Raw genomic sequence first — 18,129 nt, 5'->3', positions numbered from 1 at the left:
CTTTTGACTCACCCGGCAGCAAAGCGCGCCAAAGACATTCACCATCCGCCAATTCCATGCAGAACCTGTTACTGCGGTGGATTCTGAGGATCATGCTGCTGTACCCTCATGCACAGAATTCCATGCGGAATCGCCGATTCCCTCTGCATTCCCAAGGGCGCGGAGCCACCGGCGCAGCCTCCCATGGAAGGAGCCACCTGCCAGGGTGTGGAGGAAAGTCCATGTTGAAGATCACTGTGAATGGGAAGAGCCGCGATGTGCAGTCGCCCCCGGATACACCTTTGCTGTACGTATTGCGGAATGAGCTGGATGTGAACAGCCCGCAGTTTGGTTGCGGACTTGCCCAGTGCGGAGCTTGCTCGGTACTGCTGGACGGCAAGGAAGTCCGCTCCTGCATTACCCCGGCGATGATGGCCGAAGGCAAGGAAGTAACTACGCTCGAGGGACTTCCACTCCGCTGGGCGGCACGGAACCACCTGAGCGCAGCAGACGCGGAAAAGACACTGCATCCGGTGCAGCAGGCCTGGATCGAACAACAGGTACCGCTGTGCGGCTTCTGCCAGAGCGGCATGATGATCAAAGCCACCGAACTGCTTGAGAGCAAACCAAACCCCAGCATGGAAGAGATCAAAGGCGCTTTTACGACGGATGGTCCTTCTGCGCATCTCTGCCGTTGCGGAAGCTACATCGCCATCGTGGATGCCGTGCGATTTGCCTCAACGCTTATGACCAAGGGAGGCGTGTAATGGAACACCTACTGGAACAGATGACAGACATCTATGGTGCAAAGCTGAGCCGCCGCAGCTTCGTTCGCGCCGGCGGAGCCCTTGTTGTGGGCCTTGGTCTGCTGAAGCCGGGCATCGCCAGTGCTGCGGCTTTACGGGAAGACGGCAATGCCTTCGACGCATCCCTGCCGGAATCGTGGATCGAGATTCGACCGGACAATACTGTCCTGTTCCGTACCGGGAAGAGTGACTTCGGTCAGGGCACAATCTATACGGCCTATCGTCAGATTGTTGCGGACGAGCTGGATGTTTCCTTTGAAGCTATTGATACGGTGATTTCCGCCGATACGGATACCACGCCTGAGGGTGGAGGCACATTTGGCCTGCTGGGAGAAGGCATCCCAAACATCCGCAAGGCCGCCGCTTATACCAGACAGGCGCTGCTGCAACTCGCATCGGAGAAGCTGGGCGTACCAGCCAGCCAGCTCGTCACCAGCGACGGAGTAGTCTCCGGCGGCGGCAAATCGATCACTTACGGTGAGCTTGTCAGGAATCGGAACCTGAGTCTGACGATTCCCGTCAGTGGCGAATTGACCAGCATCTTCGGCCTGCGCGTTGGTGGCAATCCCCCTTTGAAGCCTGCAAGCTCCTACAAGGTGGTCGGCAAGTCATTCAAGAACAGTATTGTCACTTCCAAGGTGAAGGCCGATGAGCTGTGGGTGACGAACGTCAAGCTGCCGGGCATGCTGCATGCGCGCGTGGTGCATCCCAACACCCTGGGCTCGCGGCTGGTTGAAGCTGGCAAAGTCGATAAGACCAAATATCCGAATGCCCAGGTCATCGTAAAAGGTGACATGGTCGCGGTAGTCGCTCCCACCGAGTGGGAGGCCGTGCAGGCCTCGTGGCAGGTCGCCGGCAACACTAAATGGTCAGAATGGAAGGGTCTGCCCGGAAAAGCGAAGCTCTTCGATCACCTGCGCCAGAACGCCGACTGGAAAACAGCTCCTGTACAGAAAAGCCGCAAGAGCAAAGGCAATATCGCAGCCGGATTCCAGGGAGTAGCGAAGACGCTGGAAGCAACGTACCAGCTTCCCTATTGGAAGCACGCGCCCATCGGACCGACGCTGGCAGTCGCCGATTACCGCCCGGATGGCTCTGTGACCATCCATACCCACACGCAGAATGCGCAGGCTCTTCGAGGCCAGATGGCGCTGATGCTGGGTACGACCGTGGATAAGGTTGTCGTAAAAACATATGCAGGCGCCGGGCATTATGGACGCTCGAACGGCGGAAACGCTGGCGCCGAAGATGAAGCCGTCATCCTGTCGAAGGAGCTTGGCAAGCCTGTGCGCGTCCAGTGGATGCGCAACGATGAGATGCAGTGGTCCACGCAGTCTCCGGCGGCCTATGCCGATGTCAAAATCGGGCTCGACACTCATGGCAAGATCGTGGCCTATGAGATCGATCACTATCAGCCGGCCATGCAGGATGATCGCCCCATCGGGGCCGTTCTCGCGGGGCTGCCTGCCATGAGCGCTCCGAGTGAGAAAGGCACCATGCTGAATACCATCGCCAACGGCAGTTCGGATGCATGGCTGTACGACACCGTTGCGAACCTGGATGAGCGCTGCCACGGCACCTACCAGGTCGGACAGAAAGAGTCTCCCCTGGCAATCGGTCTGCGTGACCACAGCATGCGAACACCAACGCAGTTCCAGCAGAACTTTCCACGCGAGATGGCGATGAACGAAGCCGCGGCATTGGCGGGTGCCGATCCCCTGCAGTTCCGCATCGACCACGCAAAGGAAGAGCGGCTGATTACCGTTTTGAAACGGCTACAGAAGGAGACAGGCTGGAAGTCACAGCCAAAACAGGTCGCGCCTACCGGAGCAACCGCGCGCGGCCGTGGAGTCTCGGCAATGCTTCGTTCGGGAACCTATTGGGGATGCGCGTGCGAAGTCATCGTTACGCTCGATACCGGCGCCGTCAAGGTGGATAAGTACACCATGGTGGTTGATCCCGGCATCGTCGTCAATCCCGAACAACTGAAGCGGCAGGTTGAAGGCGGAGCCATGATGGGCATCAGCATCGCGCTCCATGAAGAAGTGCCCTTCAACGAAAGCGCCGTCACCGCGCAGGACTGGATGTCGTATCCGATTCTTACAATGGCCGAGATTCCGGCGGAGATGAATGTTGTTCTCCTGAATCGTCCGGAGGTTGGTTCTTATGGCCAGGGTTCCGAGGCGGCCAATGCGCTGGCAGCATCGGCCATTGCATCGGCGGTGTTCAACGCCACGGGAAAGCCGATGCGCAAGCTACCGCTACGGCCAGCATATGTGAAGGAAATGATGAAAGCGTAGTGAGATGGTCACACGCTTGCGACCTGCATGAAACGAGGCCACCTTTCGGCGGCCTCGTTTCATGATGCGGCGCTGGTAAAGAGCCTCGCTCTTACTTTTTCTTCATCGCAGAGATACTCGTGATCCGGAAGCTCTGATGTAGCGTGGCATCTGAGCTGTCGCCTGCCCAAAGATCAAACTCACCCGGCTCTACGGCGACCGTTTTAGTTTGAGGGCTCCAGAATGCAAGGTCCTGCGTGTTCAGTGTTACGTCCACCCGGCGTTGCTCGTGCGCCTTCAATGTTACGCGCGTGAATCCCTTCAGCTCCCGCACCGGACGCGAGGCGCTGCCCGCGCGCTGATGCGTGTAAAGCTGAATGACCTCGCTCCCCTCACGGTCCGAAGTGTTCTCCACCTCCACGGAAGCATGAAGAACATCCCCTGGCGCTGCCTCAGTCTTGTTCAGCGTAAGGCCAGTGATAGAGAACGAAGAATAACTAAGCCCATAGCCGAACGAGTACAGCGGCATGCTCGATCCATCCCAGTAACGCGTCTCCGGATGATCCGGAATTTGCGTAAGCTGGCGCGCGTAAAAGACAGGAACCTGACCCACATCCACCGGCCAGGAGACCGTAAGTTTGCCACCAGGATTCGCCGCTCCCAACAGCAGATCGGCAACCGCGTTGCCTCCTTCCGAACCGGGATACCAGACATTCAGGATGGCAGGGACATGCTGCGATGCCCACGTAATATTCAGCGGACGACCTGTCATCAGCACAAGCACCACCGGCTTGCCGGTCGCCACAGCCGCTTCCAGCAGGCGCTCCTGCTCGCCTGGCAGCGTCAGCGAAGAGCGCGAGGCGCGTTCGCCGTTCATTGCCTGCGTCTCACCCAACGCAAGCACCGTAACATCGGCCTGCTTCACCAGGTCAATCGCATGGTCAAACTCCTGCTTACGTTCGGCATCGGTCTTCAACTGCGGTTTGGGACTGGCAAACTGCGCATCGAAGATGGACGGCTGAACGCGCTCAATTTCAACACCCTTTGTGCTCAGCAGCGTCGTTGTCGAGGGCAAAGCATGCTTCAGGCCGTCAAGCAACGTGACCGTCGAAGCCACATCCCCTGCCAGGCTCCACGAACCCAGCGTGTCCTGCTTGCTGTCGATCATAGGTCCAATCAGTGCGACCTTCCGCAGGTCGCGCTTCAGTGGCAGAAGATTGCCCTCGTTCTTCAGGAGCACCGCAGCCTCCGTGGCAGCGTGGCGTGCCGCAGTGCGAATCTCCTGCGAACCGATGACCGTCTTTGAACGATCCGCATCGACATAAGGATTTTTGAACAGACCCAGCTCATACTTGGCGATCAGAATTCTGCGCGTGGCCTCATCAATCGTAGCGACGCTGACCTTGCGCTCGCGCGCAGCCTGGGGCAAATGATCGTTATAGGTGTGGCTGGTCATCTCCATATCCACACCGGCATTGACGGCACGAATCGCCGCGTCCGATTCATCCGCGGAGAAGCCGTGCGTAGTCAGGCTCTTGATGGACTCCCAGTCACTGACAACAAAACCCTGGAACTTCCATTGCTTCCGCAGCGTGTCCGTCAGCAGATACTTATTGCCGGTTGCAGGCACGCCGTTCAGGTCCATGTACGCGCTCATCACGGAGCCTGCACCCGCGGAAACCGCAGCGCGGTAGGCCGGGAGATAAACGTTGTAGAGCTGGTTGTCTGAGATGTCGGAGGAGTCGTAATCACGGCCTCCGACGGCTGCTCCGTAGCCGCCGAAGTGCTTGACGCAGGCAATGATGCTGTCGTTCGACGATAAATCCTTCCCCTGGAAGCCACGCACCTGCGCTGCGGCAATCACCGAACCGAGGTACGGATCCTCGCCGGCGCCTTCCATGATGCGGCCCCAGCGCGGATCGCGGGCAATGTCGACCATCGGCCCAAAAGCCCAGTGCACGCCCACGGAACGCGCTTCACGGGCAGCCAGCGACTGTGCACGTTCCACCAGGGCCGGATCCCACGAGGAAGCCATCCCGAGCGGCACCGGGAAGATGGTGCGGAAGCCATGAATCACGTCGAAGCCCACGATCAATGGGATATGAAGCCGCGACTGTTCCACCGCGACCTTCTGCAGCCGATTGACCTCTGCGGGATCGGTGATGAAGAGCAGTGACCCAACTTTGCCTGCCTTGATCTGCTCTTCAACCCCCTTGCGATCATCGGTATTCATCGCAACCTGGCTCATCTGGCCGATCTTCTCTTCGAGCGTCATCTTCGCCAGAAGCTTGTTGGCAAAGGCAACTGCCTCAGCAGGCGGTGGCGGTGGTGCGTTGGGTGACAGCACGCTCTCCGCCGACAATGGTGCTACAAGCGTAAGCAGCAAGGCAGCGCTCACGACAGACTCAAACAGTCGTCTTCCGGTGCATAGCAAGGGATTCAAAGGATGTATCAACCTCTCAAAAAGTTAGTTCCGGGGTTGCCAGATATATGTTGCGACGGTCGACGCGGGAAGTTCTGCTTCAAACTCCCGCCCGGCCCACCTTACGTGAATTTGCTTGCTTTGCGCCAGGTTATTCAGCGCGATCAAAACAACACTCTTATCCGCATTTTGAAACGCGACTGTTTCAATGCCGTCGCGGCCTTCCGATGAAGATGCAATCCGCACAGCTCCGGGATGAACAAATTTGCTGGCATGGCCAAGAGCATAATAGTCGCCCGTGTACGTGACTTTTACAGGCGAGCTATGCAGGTCAAGCGTAACCAGGCCGCGGCAGGTTCCGCAGCCGCCGGAGTGCGGGTTATGCTTTGAGTCCAGCACAAGCCCCCACAGCGACACCGCCTTCGCCCAATTGCGCGTCGACTCAATCAGTAATCGCGATGACTTGATCAACGCAGGCTCCTGGTCCCATGTACCGCCGGAGCACTCCGTCATCCAGATGCCCTTCTGCGGAAACTGCTTGTGAATCTCGCTCTGCGCGCTGACATTGCCTCCGTAGCAATGCAGCGCCGATCCTGCGAGATACGGCTCGGCGGAAGGATTTGAGAGCAGGGAGAGCGGATACTCTGGGTGATCCCAGTTGTGATCATAGGCAAGCACCATGGTGTTGAGCTTCGCCTGCTTCAGCTCCGGCCCAAGGTTCTTCCCAATCAATGCTGCCGCCTGCGGTGCAAGCATCAGCGTTCCTGGGTAATCCTTCGTCTCATACAGCGGCTCATTCTGCACCGTCAGGTACCGCAGGGGCACACCTTCCGCCTTGTATGCCTCAATCGAGCGGACAAGATACTTCGCAAAAGCCGGCATGGCATCTTCGCGCAGTTGGCCTCCGTTGAGGGAGCCGTTGCTTTTCATCCATGCGGGGGCGCTCCATGGACTCCCCATCACCGTGATTGCAGGATTCAATGCAAGTGCTTGGCGCACAATCGGCAGAATCGATTCCCGGTCGTGCTCAATGGAGAAGTGGCGCAGCGCGAAATCTTCCTCACCCGTGGGAACATCATCGTATGTGGAGGGCGAGCGGGAGAGATCCGTCGAGCCAAGAGGCTGCCGCAGGAAGCTGAGCCCGATGCCGTGCTTCGGGTCGAACAGTGCCGTCATCACACGGTTACGGACATCCGGCGAGACCTGCTTGTCGAGCAGCCATGCTGTCCCATCTGTAATAGAGCCGCCAAATCCATCCATGCTCTGGAAACGCTGGCTGCCGTCGACGTCAATCGTCAGCACACTCTCTTCCTTCGTCGAACGCGAGGAGAAGTGTAAGACCGGTTGCTTTGCAAGTTCCCTGCTGCCATCCGCGGAGGTCTGAAAAGACGACACTGTTTGCGAAGGGACAGGCAGTGCAAGCGAGAGCAGGGTGGCGGAGAGAAATAAAAGATGAGCGCGCACAAGACCTCAAAGAAAAAGACAGCGATACAAGCGGGCCTTCAGCATCGCTGAAGGCCCGGTGGAGATGCAACAGATGCGGTTTAGAAGTAGACCTTCGCAGCCAGCTGAATCACGCGCGGTCCACCCGGACCAGCAGGATTGAAGCTTGCGGTTGGCTGACCCCAGTTGGTGCTCTTGGTAACCGACAGCGGAGTGAACGATCCGGTGCTGCTGTTATAGCTGGGCAGCGTCACGTTCGCGCTGTAGTCACGCGTTGCAATGTTGGGATGGTTGAGGATGTTGAAGAACTCTCCACGGAGCTGGACATAGCGTCCCTTGCCCTCCGCACCGATGTTGAAGTTCTTGAAGATCGACTGATCCCACGTCACCAGACCACCCTGGCGCAGGCTTCCGCGTCCAGAGAGTGTCGGCTGACCGATCGTCGGCTTCAACAGGTTGCCCTGAGCATCCACTCCAACATATGCCGGAGGCACCTTGCTCCACTGCGATCCACCGGTCAACTGGTTGGCCGGATACCACAGAGCATTCATCACGGGCGCCCCACTTTGAATGCTCGCCAAACCCGAAAGCTGGAAACCATCCAAGGCATACGAGGTCCAGTGCGGGGCATGGAAAAGCTGCGAGAAGTTCGGCAGGCTGTAGACGTAGTTGATGGCGGCAACATGCCGGCGGTCAAAGCCAGCAACACCATAGCTGTACTTGCGCGGGTTGAAAGGATCGACAAAGCTTTCATCCGAGGTGGAGGTCGTCAGAGCCTTCGACCACGTATAGAAGCCGCCAAAGGTCAGGTTGCGGTTGTAACGCTTCTGCACCGAAACCTGCAGCGAGTTGTAGTTGGAGGTGCCGTCGAACTTGTAGTACTCCAACTGGCCGTATCCCTTGTAGGGCGACAGGTAGTTCTGCGCGTACGCGTATTGACCGCTGAAGTTATAACCAGCCGCGGCATACTCCGGGGGAAGGTTCGGCTCAACCGCCGGCACAACACCACCTGCAAAGTTCGCCGGGTTCTGTGCCGCGCGCGTAAACGTCGTTCCGTAAGGAATGGTATTCAGGTCACGCGCTGTTACCTGGTGGCGCGACACGTTGCCAACGTAGGAAACATCCAGTGTGATACCGGCACCAATCTCGCGCTGTACCCCCAGCGAATAGCTGTACGTCACCGGCACCTGCCCGGAGACGTCGGCACCGTAGATACCGTTCAGAACACCGGTGTTTGCCGCGACGGCAGTCGAAGAGATGTTGGCCAGCGTGCTGTTATAGATGTTCGGCGTGGTCACCACGGCCGGGTTGCCGAAGACCGTGTTGAAGACCAGGTTGCCCTGCGAGCGGTCATGCGAGGTTCCGAAGCCACCACGCAGAACGCCCTTGTGGTCACCGCGGAAGTCCCATGCGAAGCCCAAACGCGGCTCCGGCATAATGCCCTGGCTGTTCCATCCACCCTTCGGCAGTGTGCCGTTCGAGGCATAGGTCATACCATTCAAACGGTTGCCGGTATTGGGAACAACGTTGCCACTCGTGTCGATCTGCACAGCGGAAGACGGGTCATAGGCGGATGGCGTGAACAGTGCGATCTGGTTCTTCGCATCGTACTGCGGAGGAATGTAGACAAAGCGAACACCGTAGTCGAGCGTCAGGCGCGGGGTAACCTGCCAGGTGTCCTGCGCATAAAACTCGAACTGGTTGTAGCGGAAGTAGCCCACCGGACGCGCGCTGGACTGCGCGTAGTTCTGGAAATAACCCAGCAGCGCGCTGGCAATCGGAGAACCCTGGTTCGAGCTGACGCCGGAGACGCAGCCTCCCTGGCCGGTGGAGCAGTTGCTGAAGCTGAACTGTCCATTCGAGTTGCCCCACGCAATCTGGTCCTTACGCGAGCGCTGGTAGAAGGCACCGAACTTCAGGGTGTGGCTGTGGATGATCCAGCTCAGGTTGTCGTTGGCGTTGATCGTGGTTGCCGCCTGACGCCATGGCGTTGCGCCAAAGTATGTGGAGGCATAGTTTGCACCGTTGCCGCTGAACGAGAGGTCAGGAATCGACGTATCGCCGGTGACCGGGTACAGCGAGGGCAGGTTGATGTTGTTGGCAAGAACGGAAAGGTTGCCGTTGTTTCCCTGGGTGCGCGAGCTGTACACACTCGGTCCAACGCTAACCTCGTTGACCAGGTTTGAGCGCAGGGTGCTCGTCAGGTCAACGGAGAGGTTCCAGCCCGGCTGACGGTTCGTGCAGCCACCGGGAATCAGCAGGCTGCCGCTGCAGGGCAGGCCGAAGCTGCCGATGGGGCCGGTCTGCTCGTCACGGTTATTGATGTAGCGGGCAAAGATGCGCTCGGTCGGCGTGATCTGGTAGTCGACACGGCCAATGTACTCCGTACGCGGATGCGTGGAGGAGGTAGGGTCCTGCCGGTTATAGGTGTTGTTGCCGCTTACGTTCGGCAGAGGATAAAGCGCCAGCACCCGCTGGATCTGCGCGAAAGCCGCCTGCTGCGCCGGTGTCATCTGCGCGGAGGTAAGACGGTTCCCCGTGAACTGTGTGCCGGTAGCCGGGTTGTAGATCTGCAGAGCATTGCCGCTGCTGTCCACGCTCTGCGAAAAATCGCCGGCGCGCTCAGCCGCCGTGGGCGTACGGTACTGGATGATGGAACCCGGTACAAGCTGACGATAGTACTCGTTGGAGAAGAAGAAGTAGAGCTTGTTCTTCAGCACCGGGCCGCCGACCTGGTAGCCGAAGGTGTTGTAGCGGAACAGCTGCTTCGCCGTACCGTTATGGTTGCTCACCCAGTCGTTGGCATTCATGCCTTCGTTGCGGTGGAAGAAGTGGGCATTGCCGTGGAAGTCGTTGGTGCCTCCACGCGAGGTGACGATAATCGAACCGCCACCCGCCTTGCCAAATTCGGCCTGGTAGTTGGAGGTCAGTACCTTCACTTCGGCAATGGCGTCCGTGTTCATGGTGACGTGCGTTCCGCCATTGTTGCCTGAGTCGACGTTCGAAGATCCGTCCATCGTGAACTCATGCTGGTTCGTGCGGGTTCCGTTCACCGAGTAGGTGTCCAGACCGCCCGTACCGGAGGCGCCGAACGAACCCGTACCCGAAACACCGGGGATCACGCGCAGAAGATCCAGCACGTTACGACCGTTCAGGGCGATGTCATTCATCTGTTTGCCCGTGATCAGGTCCGAGCGCTCTCCCGAGCTTGCCTGGATCTGGAGCTGCCCGCTATCGGCCTCCACACTCACGGTGGTCGTCTCCGCGCCGACGTTCAGGGCCAGCGAACCGGCGTTCAACCGGTCAGCCGAGTTCAGCACAATACCGTCCTTCACCAGGGTCGCAAACCCCGTGGCGGTAACCGTCATCTGGTAGGTGCCCGCGGGAAGATTCGGCAGCGAGAAGGTTCCGTTGCCTTCGGAGTTGATGGTGCGCGTCACGCCAATCGCCGGCGCCGTAACCACAACCTTTGCGTTGGGGATCACCGCACCCGTGGTGTCCTGCACTGTGCCGAAGATGGTACCCGAGGTGACCTGGGCGCTTCCCGGCAGAGTGAGTCCAAAACCGCATAAAATAATGAGGACCCAGAGCATGAGCTTCTGAGGTGCCCGGCCCAGCCATCGTGGCGCCGGCTGCGTAGAAATAGGTATTTCAGAGTTGTACAAAACGACCTCCAAATCGGTAGAACAAGAGCGTCCCAAACGGTATGGATCGCGTCATACGATCGTCCCGATGATTGCCCGATATTTGTCTGATGGTTTTCTGATGGATGTTAAGTCTTTTATTTTTATTGATTTAGATATAGCGGTTTCAGACAGTGCAAGATAAGCGATTACCGTTCCGGGCTGGCGAATGGACGATTCTTCCCGAGGCCAATCTCCTGGTTAAGGATGATGTAGAGCGCCACCTCGAACCAAAAGTGATGAAGGTTCTTCTGACGCTCGCCCTGCAGCCGGGGCATGTCTACACCAAGGAAGAACTCATCGCCGCGGTCTGGCCAAATACCTTTGTCAGCGATGACGCCCTGACCCGCTGCATCTCAATCCTCCGCCGCATCACGGAAGACGATGCTCACGAGCCACGCTTTATCCAGACGGTGCCCAAAGTCGGCTATCGGTTGGTCGCCCCCATTACGGAGCTGAGCGAGACAGAAGCGTCTGCGGATTCCCTGTCTCCGTCTCTGCCGGGGGAGGTCCTGCTACCCTCTGCTGCCCCAATGCCGGAGATCGAAGCCGCACCCGTTCCCTCTCACCCCATCCTCCCGCAAGGCAAACGCTCGCGGCCCGCATGGGCTCTTCCCCTGCTTGCGGTCACGATCCTGCTCATCGGTGGGGCCGCTCTTCTGTGGCAAAGAAATCATCCGGCCGTCTCCGACGCAGCGATGCTGAAGACCTCTGCCTTCACGGGAGATGCCGGGGAGCAGACGCAGCCCTCGTTCTCTCCGGACGGACAATTCATCGCCTATGCCCGCACCTCTCCTGCGGACGGCTCGAGGCGTATCTACATTAAGCAGATTGGAAGTGAAGCCTCCCGCGAGCTGAACCAGGATCCTGCCGAGCAGTTCAGCCCGGTCTGGGCACCGGATGGCAAACGTATCGCTTACCTGGGCCGCTCTTCGGCAGGACTCGGGATCTATATCTCACCCGTCACCGGGAACAGCGCGCCGCGCAAGATCTTCATCCCGCAAGCAGCCAGCGACTGGGACCAGCGTGCGCTCACATGGTCTGCTGACGGCGCCACCCTGGCCTTCCCTGACCACATGGGCGAAGCGGCCAGCTCCTCCATCTACCAGCTTGAGCTGGCGACACTGCGCACGCAGCCCATTACTTCGCCTCCAGCCGGAGCCGAGGGGGACCTCGCCCCGGCCTACTCCCCTGATGGAAAACGCGTCGCCTTCATCCGCGCCAGTGAAACCGCAGTTCGCGACCTCTTCATCAAGCAGCTGCCGGACGGCCCCATCCAGCAACTGACGCACGATCGCGTCAACATCGACAGCTTTACCTGGGATCGCGACAGCCAGCACCTCATCTTCTCTTCCAACCGCGCCGGAAGATTTTCCCTGTGGCGAATCGGCCTGAAAGACTCGGTGCCTGCGCGCATGCCCGTAGGCACCGAGGACGCCACCCAACCAGCCGCCGGTCCCCTTCCTTCCCAGTTGGCCTATACCCATGGCTCCGCGCTGTGGAGCATTGACCAGGTTCAGCTCGCGGGAAAACCAGCAGCACAGCAGATCGTTCTCTCCTCCACACAGGAAGACTCGGCTCCTACCCTGTCGCCGGATGATTCTTCCTTCGCCTTCCAGTCGGGCCGTTCCGGCAGCCAGGAGATCTGGATATCGTCGATCCATGGCGATAAGCTCCGCCAACTCACCGCGGCCAATGGCCCCGTCACCGGAAGCCCGTCATGGTCTCACCACGGAGACCAGATTCTCTACGACTCACGCCCCGATGGTCATTCGCATATCTTCGTCATTCCGGCAGCAGGCGGCAAAGCGCGGCAACTGACCTTTGGCAACGTCAATGACATTGTTCCCCGCTGGTCCGCCAACGACAGCACGGTTTACTTCCGCTCAAACCGCGGTGGAAGATGGCAGGTCTGGAAGGTGGCTGCAGACGGTGGCGAGCCGCAGCCGGTCACACGTGATGATGGCATCGTTCCCCTGGAGTCTCCCGATGGAAAGTGGCTCTACTTCACCCGCGGGGACGAGGCAGGCCTTTGGCGCGTTCCTACCAATGGCGGCGATGAGACGCAGGTGGCATCGGTTCCTGCCGCAGGCTATTGGGGATACTGGCAGGTAACAGCGACCGGGATATATGCCCTCGATACGACCGTCTCCCCGGCAGTGATTCGCGTGCTTGATCCGGAGACGCGGCAATCGCGGGTTCTCGCAACCCTGCAACTGACTCCGCCTCCCTACCAGGGCATGTCGGTCTTCAAAGACGGTCGCACACTGCTGCTGACACAGGAGCGGGACATCGGCCGCCACATCACACTCGCCGAAGCTGTCTCGCGTTAGCAGAGGCGACGAGGCCTCCCTTTAGGGAGGCCTCCACATTACGTAAGATCGTGCAGCCCCTTGAAAGCCTTGTAGAGAACGCGAGGATCATACTGCCCCTTGTAGACCGCGGGCGGTTTGCGGTCCAGACCCAGAAGACCGTAGACAGCATTGGCGGCACTCCGGACGGAATACTCTACGGTAAAGACGACGTCATCCGGCTGCTCACAGAACTGTCCCGTGAACGCAAGGTTCTTCCATCCCTTCGGCAGAACATCGGGACGGTCTCCGGTCTCGCGTCGCAGAAACTGGCTGGTGATAAACGGCATCATGCAGGGAATCGTTTTCGAGTTTTCAAGGATGGATCGCTTAAGATCTTCCGGTACGTGAAGATGTCCGAGGAACTCTTCAAAGATCTCTTTGCCGGTACACTCCTGCATCGGCTTCTTCACGAAGTTGCCGGGCTTGTCCACAAACAGACCATATCCCCAGAAGACATCCACATCTTCCGGCTGATTGGCAAAATGGGGCTGTGCCGGAACCACAATCGAGCAGAACCAGTTGGAGTCCGTAAAGGTCACCAGACCGCCTTCGCCGGGAATATTGCCCGTAAGGTTCTTCACGTACTCGACAAAGCGATGATCATAAAGAGTCGTTGTCGTGGAGACCCATTTCGATTCCTGGATGTGGTCCGTAAAGACCTCGGGGCGGCCGAACTCCGGCCTTCCCTTCGCAATATTCTCCCACAGCGTCCATGCACCGCCGTCACGCTTGCCTTTCAGCGCCGCAGAAGTTTCGTTGCTCCCGAGGGCCGAGGCTTCGGTCATCGATCCCAGAGTCACGATCACTTGATCCAGTTCCCCAAGTTTGATCGTTTCCTGCGCTCCTGCCTTCTTCAGCAGGATGGACGTAACAACGTTCTCGCCACTCGCTGATTTGCCAAACTCAAGATCGGCAACCCTGCTATTCAGCACAAAGTTCACATTGCGCTCCGCCAGGAACTGCTGCAGCGGACGCACCAAAGAGTCGTACTGGTTCATCACCGTGCGCATAATGCCGTGCAGTTGGTTGAAGCCCTGCACCATGTGCGTGAAGCGGGCCAGGTAACGCTTGAACTCCACCGCGCTATGCCATGGCTGAAAGGCAAACGTCGTGGCCCACATCAGCCAGAAGTTTGTCTTGAAGAACTCTTCTCCCATCTGGTCGGCAATGCTCGTTTTGCCCAGCAGCTCTTCTGGCTCGACGATCAGCCATTCGATCTTCAGAATCTGCTTCTCTGTCAGCTCAAACTCCGGAGCATTGATCGGCTGTCCGTCGCGCAAAAGCCTGGAATGCGAATGCGTCTTGATGATCTCGTTCCATTCAAAAATCTCCTGGGTGACCGTGCGCGTGCGGTCCAGCGTGGGAATGGAAGAAAACAGGTCATAGGTGCAGAGATACTTGGACTCCATCATGCGCCCGCCACGAACCACGTACCCCTGCTCTGGCGAACCGGCGCCGTCCAGGCTTCCGCCTAAACGATCAAGCTCTTCAAAGATCGTGATGTTGCTTCCGGGAATGCCGCCATCGCGAATCAGAAATGCCGCAGCCGCAAGCGAAGCGATTCCACCGCCGACTAAATAAAAGTGCGTACGGCTGCGATCAGCATTGCGCGCACGTTCCTGTGCCTGTTCCTTTTGCAAATCCGCCATCGTCAATTCTCCTTACAGTTATTGGCCCGAACAGCCGAGCATGAGGTGGGTTCTGTGATTCAGAAGATCGCCGGACTGCACGGTGAAGTCCAACACAATGTCAATCGTGAACGGGGATAAGAACCAGTCGAGAGCGGACTTTGTCATCGCACACCCCTTGGAAAGGATCGTCTGGATTGCCAGGGAGAGGCCGTATGGGCCTTAAGAGCGGCAGCACGCACACCGCGCGGTACAGGTAAAACCTGCACGAAGCGCGAGTGGGAAGGAGCTTGAAACATTATCTAAGCACCGCTTAGAAAGTATAAAATGTTTCCTGTGCCGATACAAGCCTCCAAGGGAAAAGCGTCTTCAACGACCAAAGCTCCCCGCGTCAAGACTCGCCGCGCTTCCGCATATCATCATGGAGACCTGCCCCAGGCGCTCAAGCGCGCGACCCTGGAAGTTCTCTCCGGTCCGGATGCCCATCTGCTGTCTTTTCGCGACCTTGCTCGCAGACTCGGTGTGACCACCGGCGCTCCGTACCATCACTTCAAAGACCGTACAGGGCTGCTTGTCTCTCTTGCCGTGGATGGCTATGGTCATCTGCACGATGAGTTTGTCCGGGCATCGCAACAAAGCAGCGAGTACTCCCTCCAGATTGAAGCTCTGACCCTGGCCTATCTGGGGTTCGCCCGCCGCGAAAAGGGCTATTACACCGCCATGTTCCTTCCGGAGGTCTCCGCGGCGTTGACTCCAGAGCTGCGGGCAGCGGCAAACCGGAGCTTTGATCTGATCTGTACACTCATCAGCCAGCACAACGCCCAGCTCACACAGGAACAGGTTTCAGAACGAACCGTCACGATCTGGTCGTTCCTGCACGGCATGATCACCTTAAGTGCGGCCGGCCCGCTGAGCCGTCGTCTACCCTACGGCAAGCAGGATCACTTCGCCATCAGCTCCGTCAAGCGATGCCTGGGGATTTCGGCCACATAGTGCCGCTTTCAATAGAGACTTACCGCTCTATCGGAAGCACTCTCGCACTGCATTTCTCGTAACCGTAACCACCTTCGCGGATCAGTGAGATACTGGTGTGTGATCGGAGAGGGAGTATCGGAAGTTGCGAGTCCGGAAGAGCGGCTTGCACTGTTGGATCGTATCGCCGCAAGCCGCCAACTGCGGCGGGCCAGCCGGCTCCGGGACTTTCTCCTCTACGTTGGAAAGCAGTCCATCCGGACTCATTTACTTGTGAATGGCTTTATCGACAAAGAGAATGCGGGGTGCTTATGACATCGACCCGCATTTTTCTGCTCGCCGGAATCCTGACTGTCCCCTTCAGCGCACTCTCCCAATCGGCACCGGTCGATCTGGTCAACCCGCTCATTGGAACTGCGGGTGATGGGCAGACCTACCCCGCCGCCGGCATGCCCTTTGGCATGACGCAGTGGACACCGCAGACGCGGGACGGCGAAACCAAATGCATCGCTCCCTATTACGCGGCTGATACGCGTATTCAGGGGTTCCGCGGCAGCCATTTTCTTACCGGGTCGTGCACGCAGGACTACGGAAGCGTCACCATCATGCCGCTTCTCTCCGCGGAGAAACTGGATCCCGCAGGGCGCTCCTCGAGCTTTTCCCACGAGAAGGAACAGAGCCATCCCTACGAATACTCCGTTGATCTGCTGGAAAGTGGTATCCATGTGGACCTGACGGGCACCGAGCGTAGCGGCCTGATGCGTTTTCGCTATCCTGCTTCGGTAAAAGCTGCCGTATTGGCCATTCAGGAGAATCATCGTCTTGGGACAGGAAGCATTCGGGTTGACGAGAAGAATCAGGAAGTTACGGGATGGAACCCGGCTTACCGTATCTATGCCGGCAATGGAAAGCCGGCTGGCTTCTCCGGATATTTTGTCGTCCAGTTCAGCCAACCATTCAAGACCGGCGGTACGTGGAGCGGAGACGAGCGCCATATCGGCAGCGTCAGCCAGGATGGCGCGAAGAGCGCGGCAGGCGCCTTTGTTTCCTTCGATTTAACTCAGGGCTCCGAAGTTCTCGTCCGCATCGGAACATCCTTCACCAGTGTTGAGGAAGCCCGCAGGAATTTGGCAGAGATTCCGGATTGGAATTTTGCAGGCACGGTGCAGAAAACGCGCGCGGCATGGGAGCAGGCGCTGCATCCGTTCGATCTTTCGGCGAAGTCCGCAAGTGATTCAAAAAGAACGGTTTTCTACACGGCGCTCTATCACTCCTTCCAGCTTCCGCGCATCTTCAGCGACCGCAGCGGAAGCTATCCCCAGTTCGCCGGCGGCACGACAGTAAAGACGGCAAAGGGCTTTACCTATTACGACGACTTTTCCATCTGGGATACCTTCCGGGCGATCCAGCCGCTATTCACCCTGGTTGCCCCAAACCGCTCCCTGGACATGGTCAAGTCGCTGATTACAAAGGGTGAGCAAGGTGGATATCTGCCCATTTTTCCGGCCTGGAACAGTTACACTTCGGAGATGGTGGGAGACCATGCGGACGCGGTGATCGCGGATGCATATGCCAAGGGCATCCGTAGCTTTGATGTGCAGTCGGCCTATCGTCTGATGCGGAAGAATGCCACGGAACGTCCCAAAGACCACGCTGCGTACCTGGATGGCCGCGGCCGCCGCGGATTGAATTCGTACCTCAAGTATGGATACATCCCCCTGGAAGATCACATCTCCGATGCCTTCCATACGGACGAGCAGGTCTCCCGCACATTGGAATACGCCTACGACGACTTCCTGGTAAGCGAGATGGCCAAGTGGACCGGTCATAAAGAGGACGTCAAACTCTTTGCGGATCGCGCTCAGAATTACCGGAAAGTGATTGACTCTGAAGCAGGTTACGCTCGCGGCCGACATGCCGATGGAAGCTGGGAGACGCCTTTTGACCCCAACGGAACCTACAAGTGGATCACCGAAGGTCTTCCCAGCCAGTACACCTTCTTCGCTCCGCAGGATCTGCCGGGCCTGGTGGAGTATCTGGGCGGGAAGCAGAAGTTTATCTCCAAGCTGGATGCATTGTTCGATGGAGGCTTCTACAACCACGGCAACGAACCCGGCCACCATATCGCCTATCTCTATAACTTTGCCGGGGCACCCGAAAAGACCCAGCTCCGTGTCCGGCAGATTCTCCAGAAGGAATACCGCAACTCTACCGACGGCCTGGCAGGCAACGATGATGCCGGCCAGATGTCGGCCTGGTATGTCTTTTCGTCGCTCGGCTTCTATCCGGTCACTCCCGGCACTCCGCGGTATGAATTGGCCAGCCCGCTGTTTGATGAGCTCTCGCTGCACCTGCCCAATGGGCACACGCTGCGGATTACGGCTCCCGGAGCATCCTCTGGCCGGTACCAGGTGAAGTCCGTCAGCCTGAACGGGAAGCCGCTGGGGCGGACCTACGTCTTCCACGACGAGCTTCTGGCCGGCGGCGAGCTCCATTTCGAGCTTCAACCCACCATTCTTCCGGCACATTAGTGGCACCGGCCCCCCGCCGGACTCTTAACGTG

The 18,129-nt window shown here is 58.4% G+C and carries 9 protein-coding genes; 5 read left to right on the top strand and 4 right to left on the bottom strand.

Annotation, left to right across the window (positions count from 1 at the left end; translation table 11 throughout):
* Positions 1-221 precede the first annotated feature (221 nt).
* Both OHL13_RS04760 and OHL13_RS04755 read left to right on the top strand, forming a co-directional pair.
* Complete coding sequence (locus tag OHL13_RS04760) at positions 222-746, top strand: (2Fe-2S)-binding protein (protein WP_263408961.1); 525 nt, start codon at positions 222-224, stop codon at positions 744-746.
* The gene (locus tag OHL13_RS04755; RefSeq protein WP_263408960.1) at positions 746-3,085 is read left to right on the top strand and encodes a xanthine dehydrogenase family protein molybdopterin-binding subunit; all 2,340 of its coding nucleotides are present in this window, start codon (positions 746-748) and stop codon (positions 3,083-3,085) included. The genes OHL13_RS04760 and OHL13_RS04755 overlap by 1 nt, the downstream gene beginning before the upstream one ends.
* Before the next feature lie 91 nt (positions 3,086-3,176).
* Here OHL13_RS04755 and bglX read toward each other — a convergent pair whose 3' ends face one another.
* The 3 genes from bglX to OHL13_RS04740 form a co-directional block, all read right to left on the bottom strand.
* Positions 3,177-5,462: a beta-glucosidase BglX gene (gene bglX, locus OHL13_RS04750; RefSeq protein WP_263408959.1), complete on the bottom strand. Its 2,286-nt coding sequence runs from the start codon at positions 5,460-5,462 to the stop codon at positions 3,177-3,179.
* Positions 5,463-5,531: 69 nt separating this feature from the next.
* A complete protein-coding gene (locus OHL13_RS04745) occupies positions 5,532-6,788 on the bottom strand; it encodes a glycoside hydrolase family 30 protein (protein WP_263408958.1) in 1,257 nt (418 codons plus the stop codon).
* A 242-nt stretch (positions 6,789-7,030) separates the two neighbouring features.
* The gene (locus OHL13_RS04740; protein WP_263408957.1) at positions 7,031-10,522 is read right to left on the bottom strand and encodes a TonB-dependent receptor; all 3,492 of its coding nucleotides are present in this window, start codon (positions 10,520-10,522) and stop codon (positions 7,031-7,033) included.
* Between the two features lie 224 nt (positions 10,523-10,746).
* Here OHL13_RS04740 and OHL13_RS04735 point away from each other — a divergent pair, with 224 nt between their 5' ends.
* Complete coding sequence (locus tag OHL13_RS04735) at positions 10,747-12,945, top strand: DPP IV N-terminal domain-containing protein (protein WP_263408956.1); 2,199 nt, start codon at positions 10,747-10,749, stop codon at positions 12,943-12,945.
* 38 nt (positions 12,946-12,983) lie between these two features.
* Here the strand turns inward: OHL13_RS04735 and OHL13_RS04730 are convergent, their stop codons facing one another.
* Complete coding sequence (locus OHL13_RS04730; RefSeq protein WP_263408955.1) at positions 12,984-14,615, bottom strand: oleate hydratase; 1,632 nt, start codon at positions 14,613-14,615, stop codon at positions 12,984-12,986.
* Positions 14,616-14,930: 315 nt separating this feature from the next.
* Here OHL13_RS04730 and OHL13_RS04725 point away from each other — a divergent pair, with 315 nt between their 5' ends.
* Positions 14,931-15,587: a TetR/AcrR family transcriptional regulator gene (locus OHL13_RS04725; RefSeq protein WP_263408954.1), complete on the top strand. Its 657-nt coding sequence runs from the start codon at positions 14,931-14,933 to the stop codon at positions 15,585-15,587.
* A 290-nt stretch (positions 15,588-15,877) separates the two neighbouring features.
* Positions 15,878-18,097 (top strand): GH92 family glycosyl hydrolase, encoded by a 2,220-nt coding sequence (locus tag OHL13_RS04720; RefSeq protein ID WP_263408953.1) that lies wholly within the window; start codon positions 15,878-15,880, stop codon positions 18,095-18,097.
* Positions 18,098-18,129 lie beyond the last annotated feature (32 nt).

The organism is Terriglobus tenax (genome assembly GCF_025685395.1).
GTDB classification, from domain to species: Bacteria; Acidobacteriota; Terriglobia; order Terriglobales; family Acidobacteriaceae; genus Terriglobus; species Terriglobus tenax.
This window is presented reverse-complemented; position numbering and strand designations above follow the sequence as displayed.

Bases quoted from the DNA above. Each gene is read 5' to 3' on its own strand.
- OHL13_RS04720 (WP_263408953.1), top strand. From the start codon at position 15,878: ATGACATCGACCCGCATTTTTCTGCTCGCCGGAATCCTGACTGTCCCC.
- OHL13_RS04755 (WP_263408960.1), top strand. From the start codon at position 746: ATGGAACACCTACTGGAACAGATGACAGACATCTATGGTGCAAAGCTG.
- OHL13_RS04730 (WP_263408955.1), bottom strand. From the start codon at position 14,615: ATGGCGGATTTGCAAAAGGAACAGGCACAGGAACGTGCGCGCAATGCT.
- OHL13_RS04740 (WP_263408957.1), bottom strand. From the start codon at position 10,522: ATGCTCTGGGTCCTCATTATTTTATGCGGTTTTGGACTCACTCTGCCG.
- OHL13_RS04760 (WP_263408961.1), top strand. From the start codon at position 222: ATGTTGAAGATCACTGTGAATGGGAAGAGCCGCGATGTGCAGTCGCCC.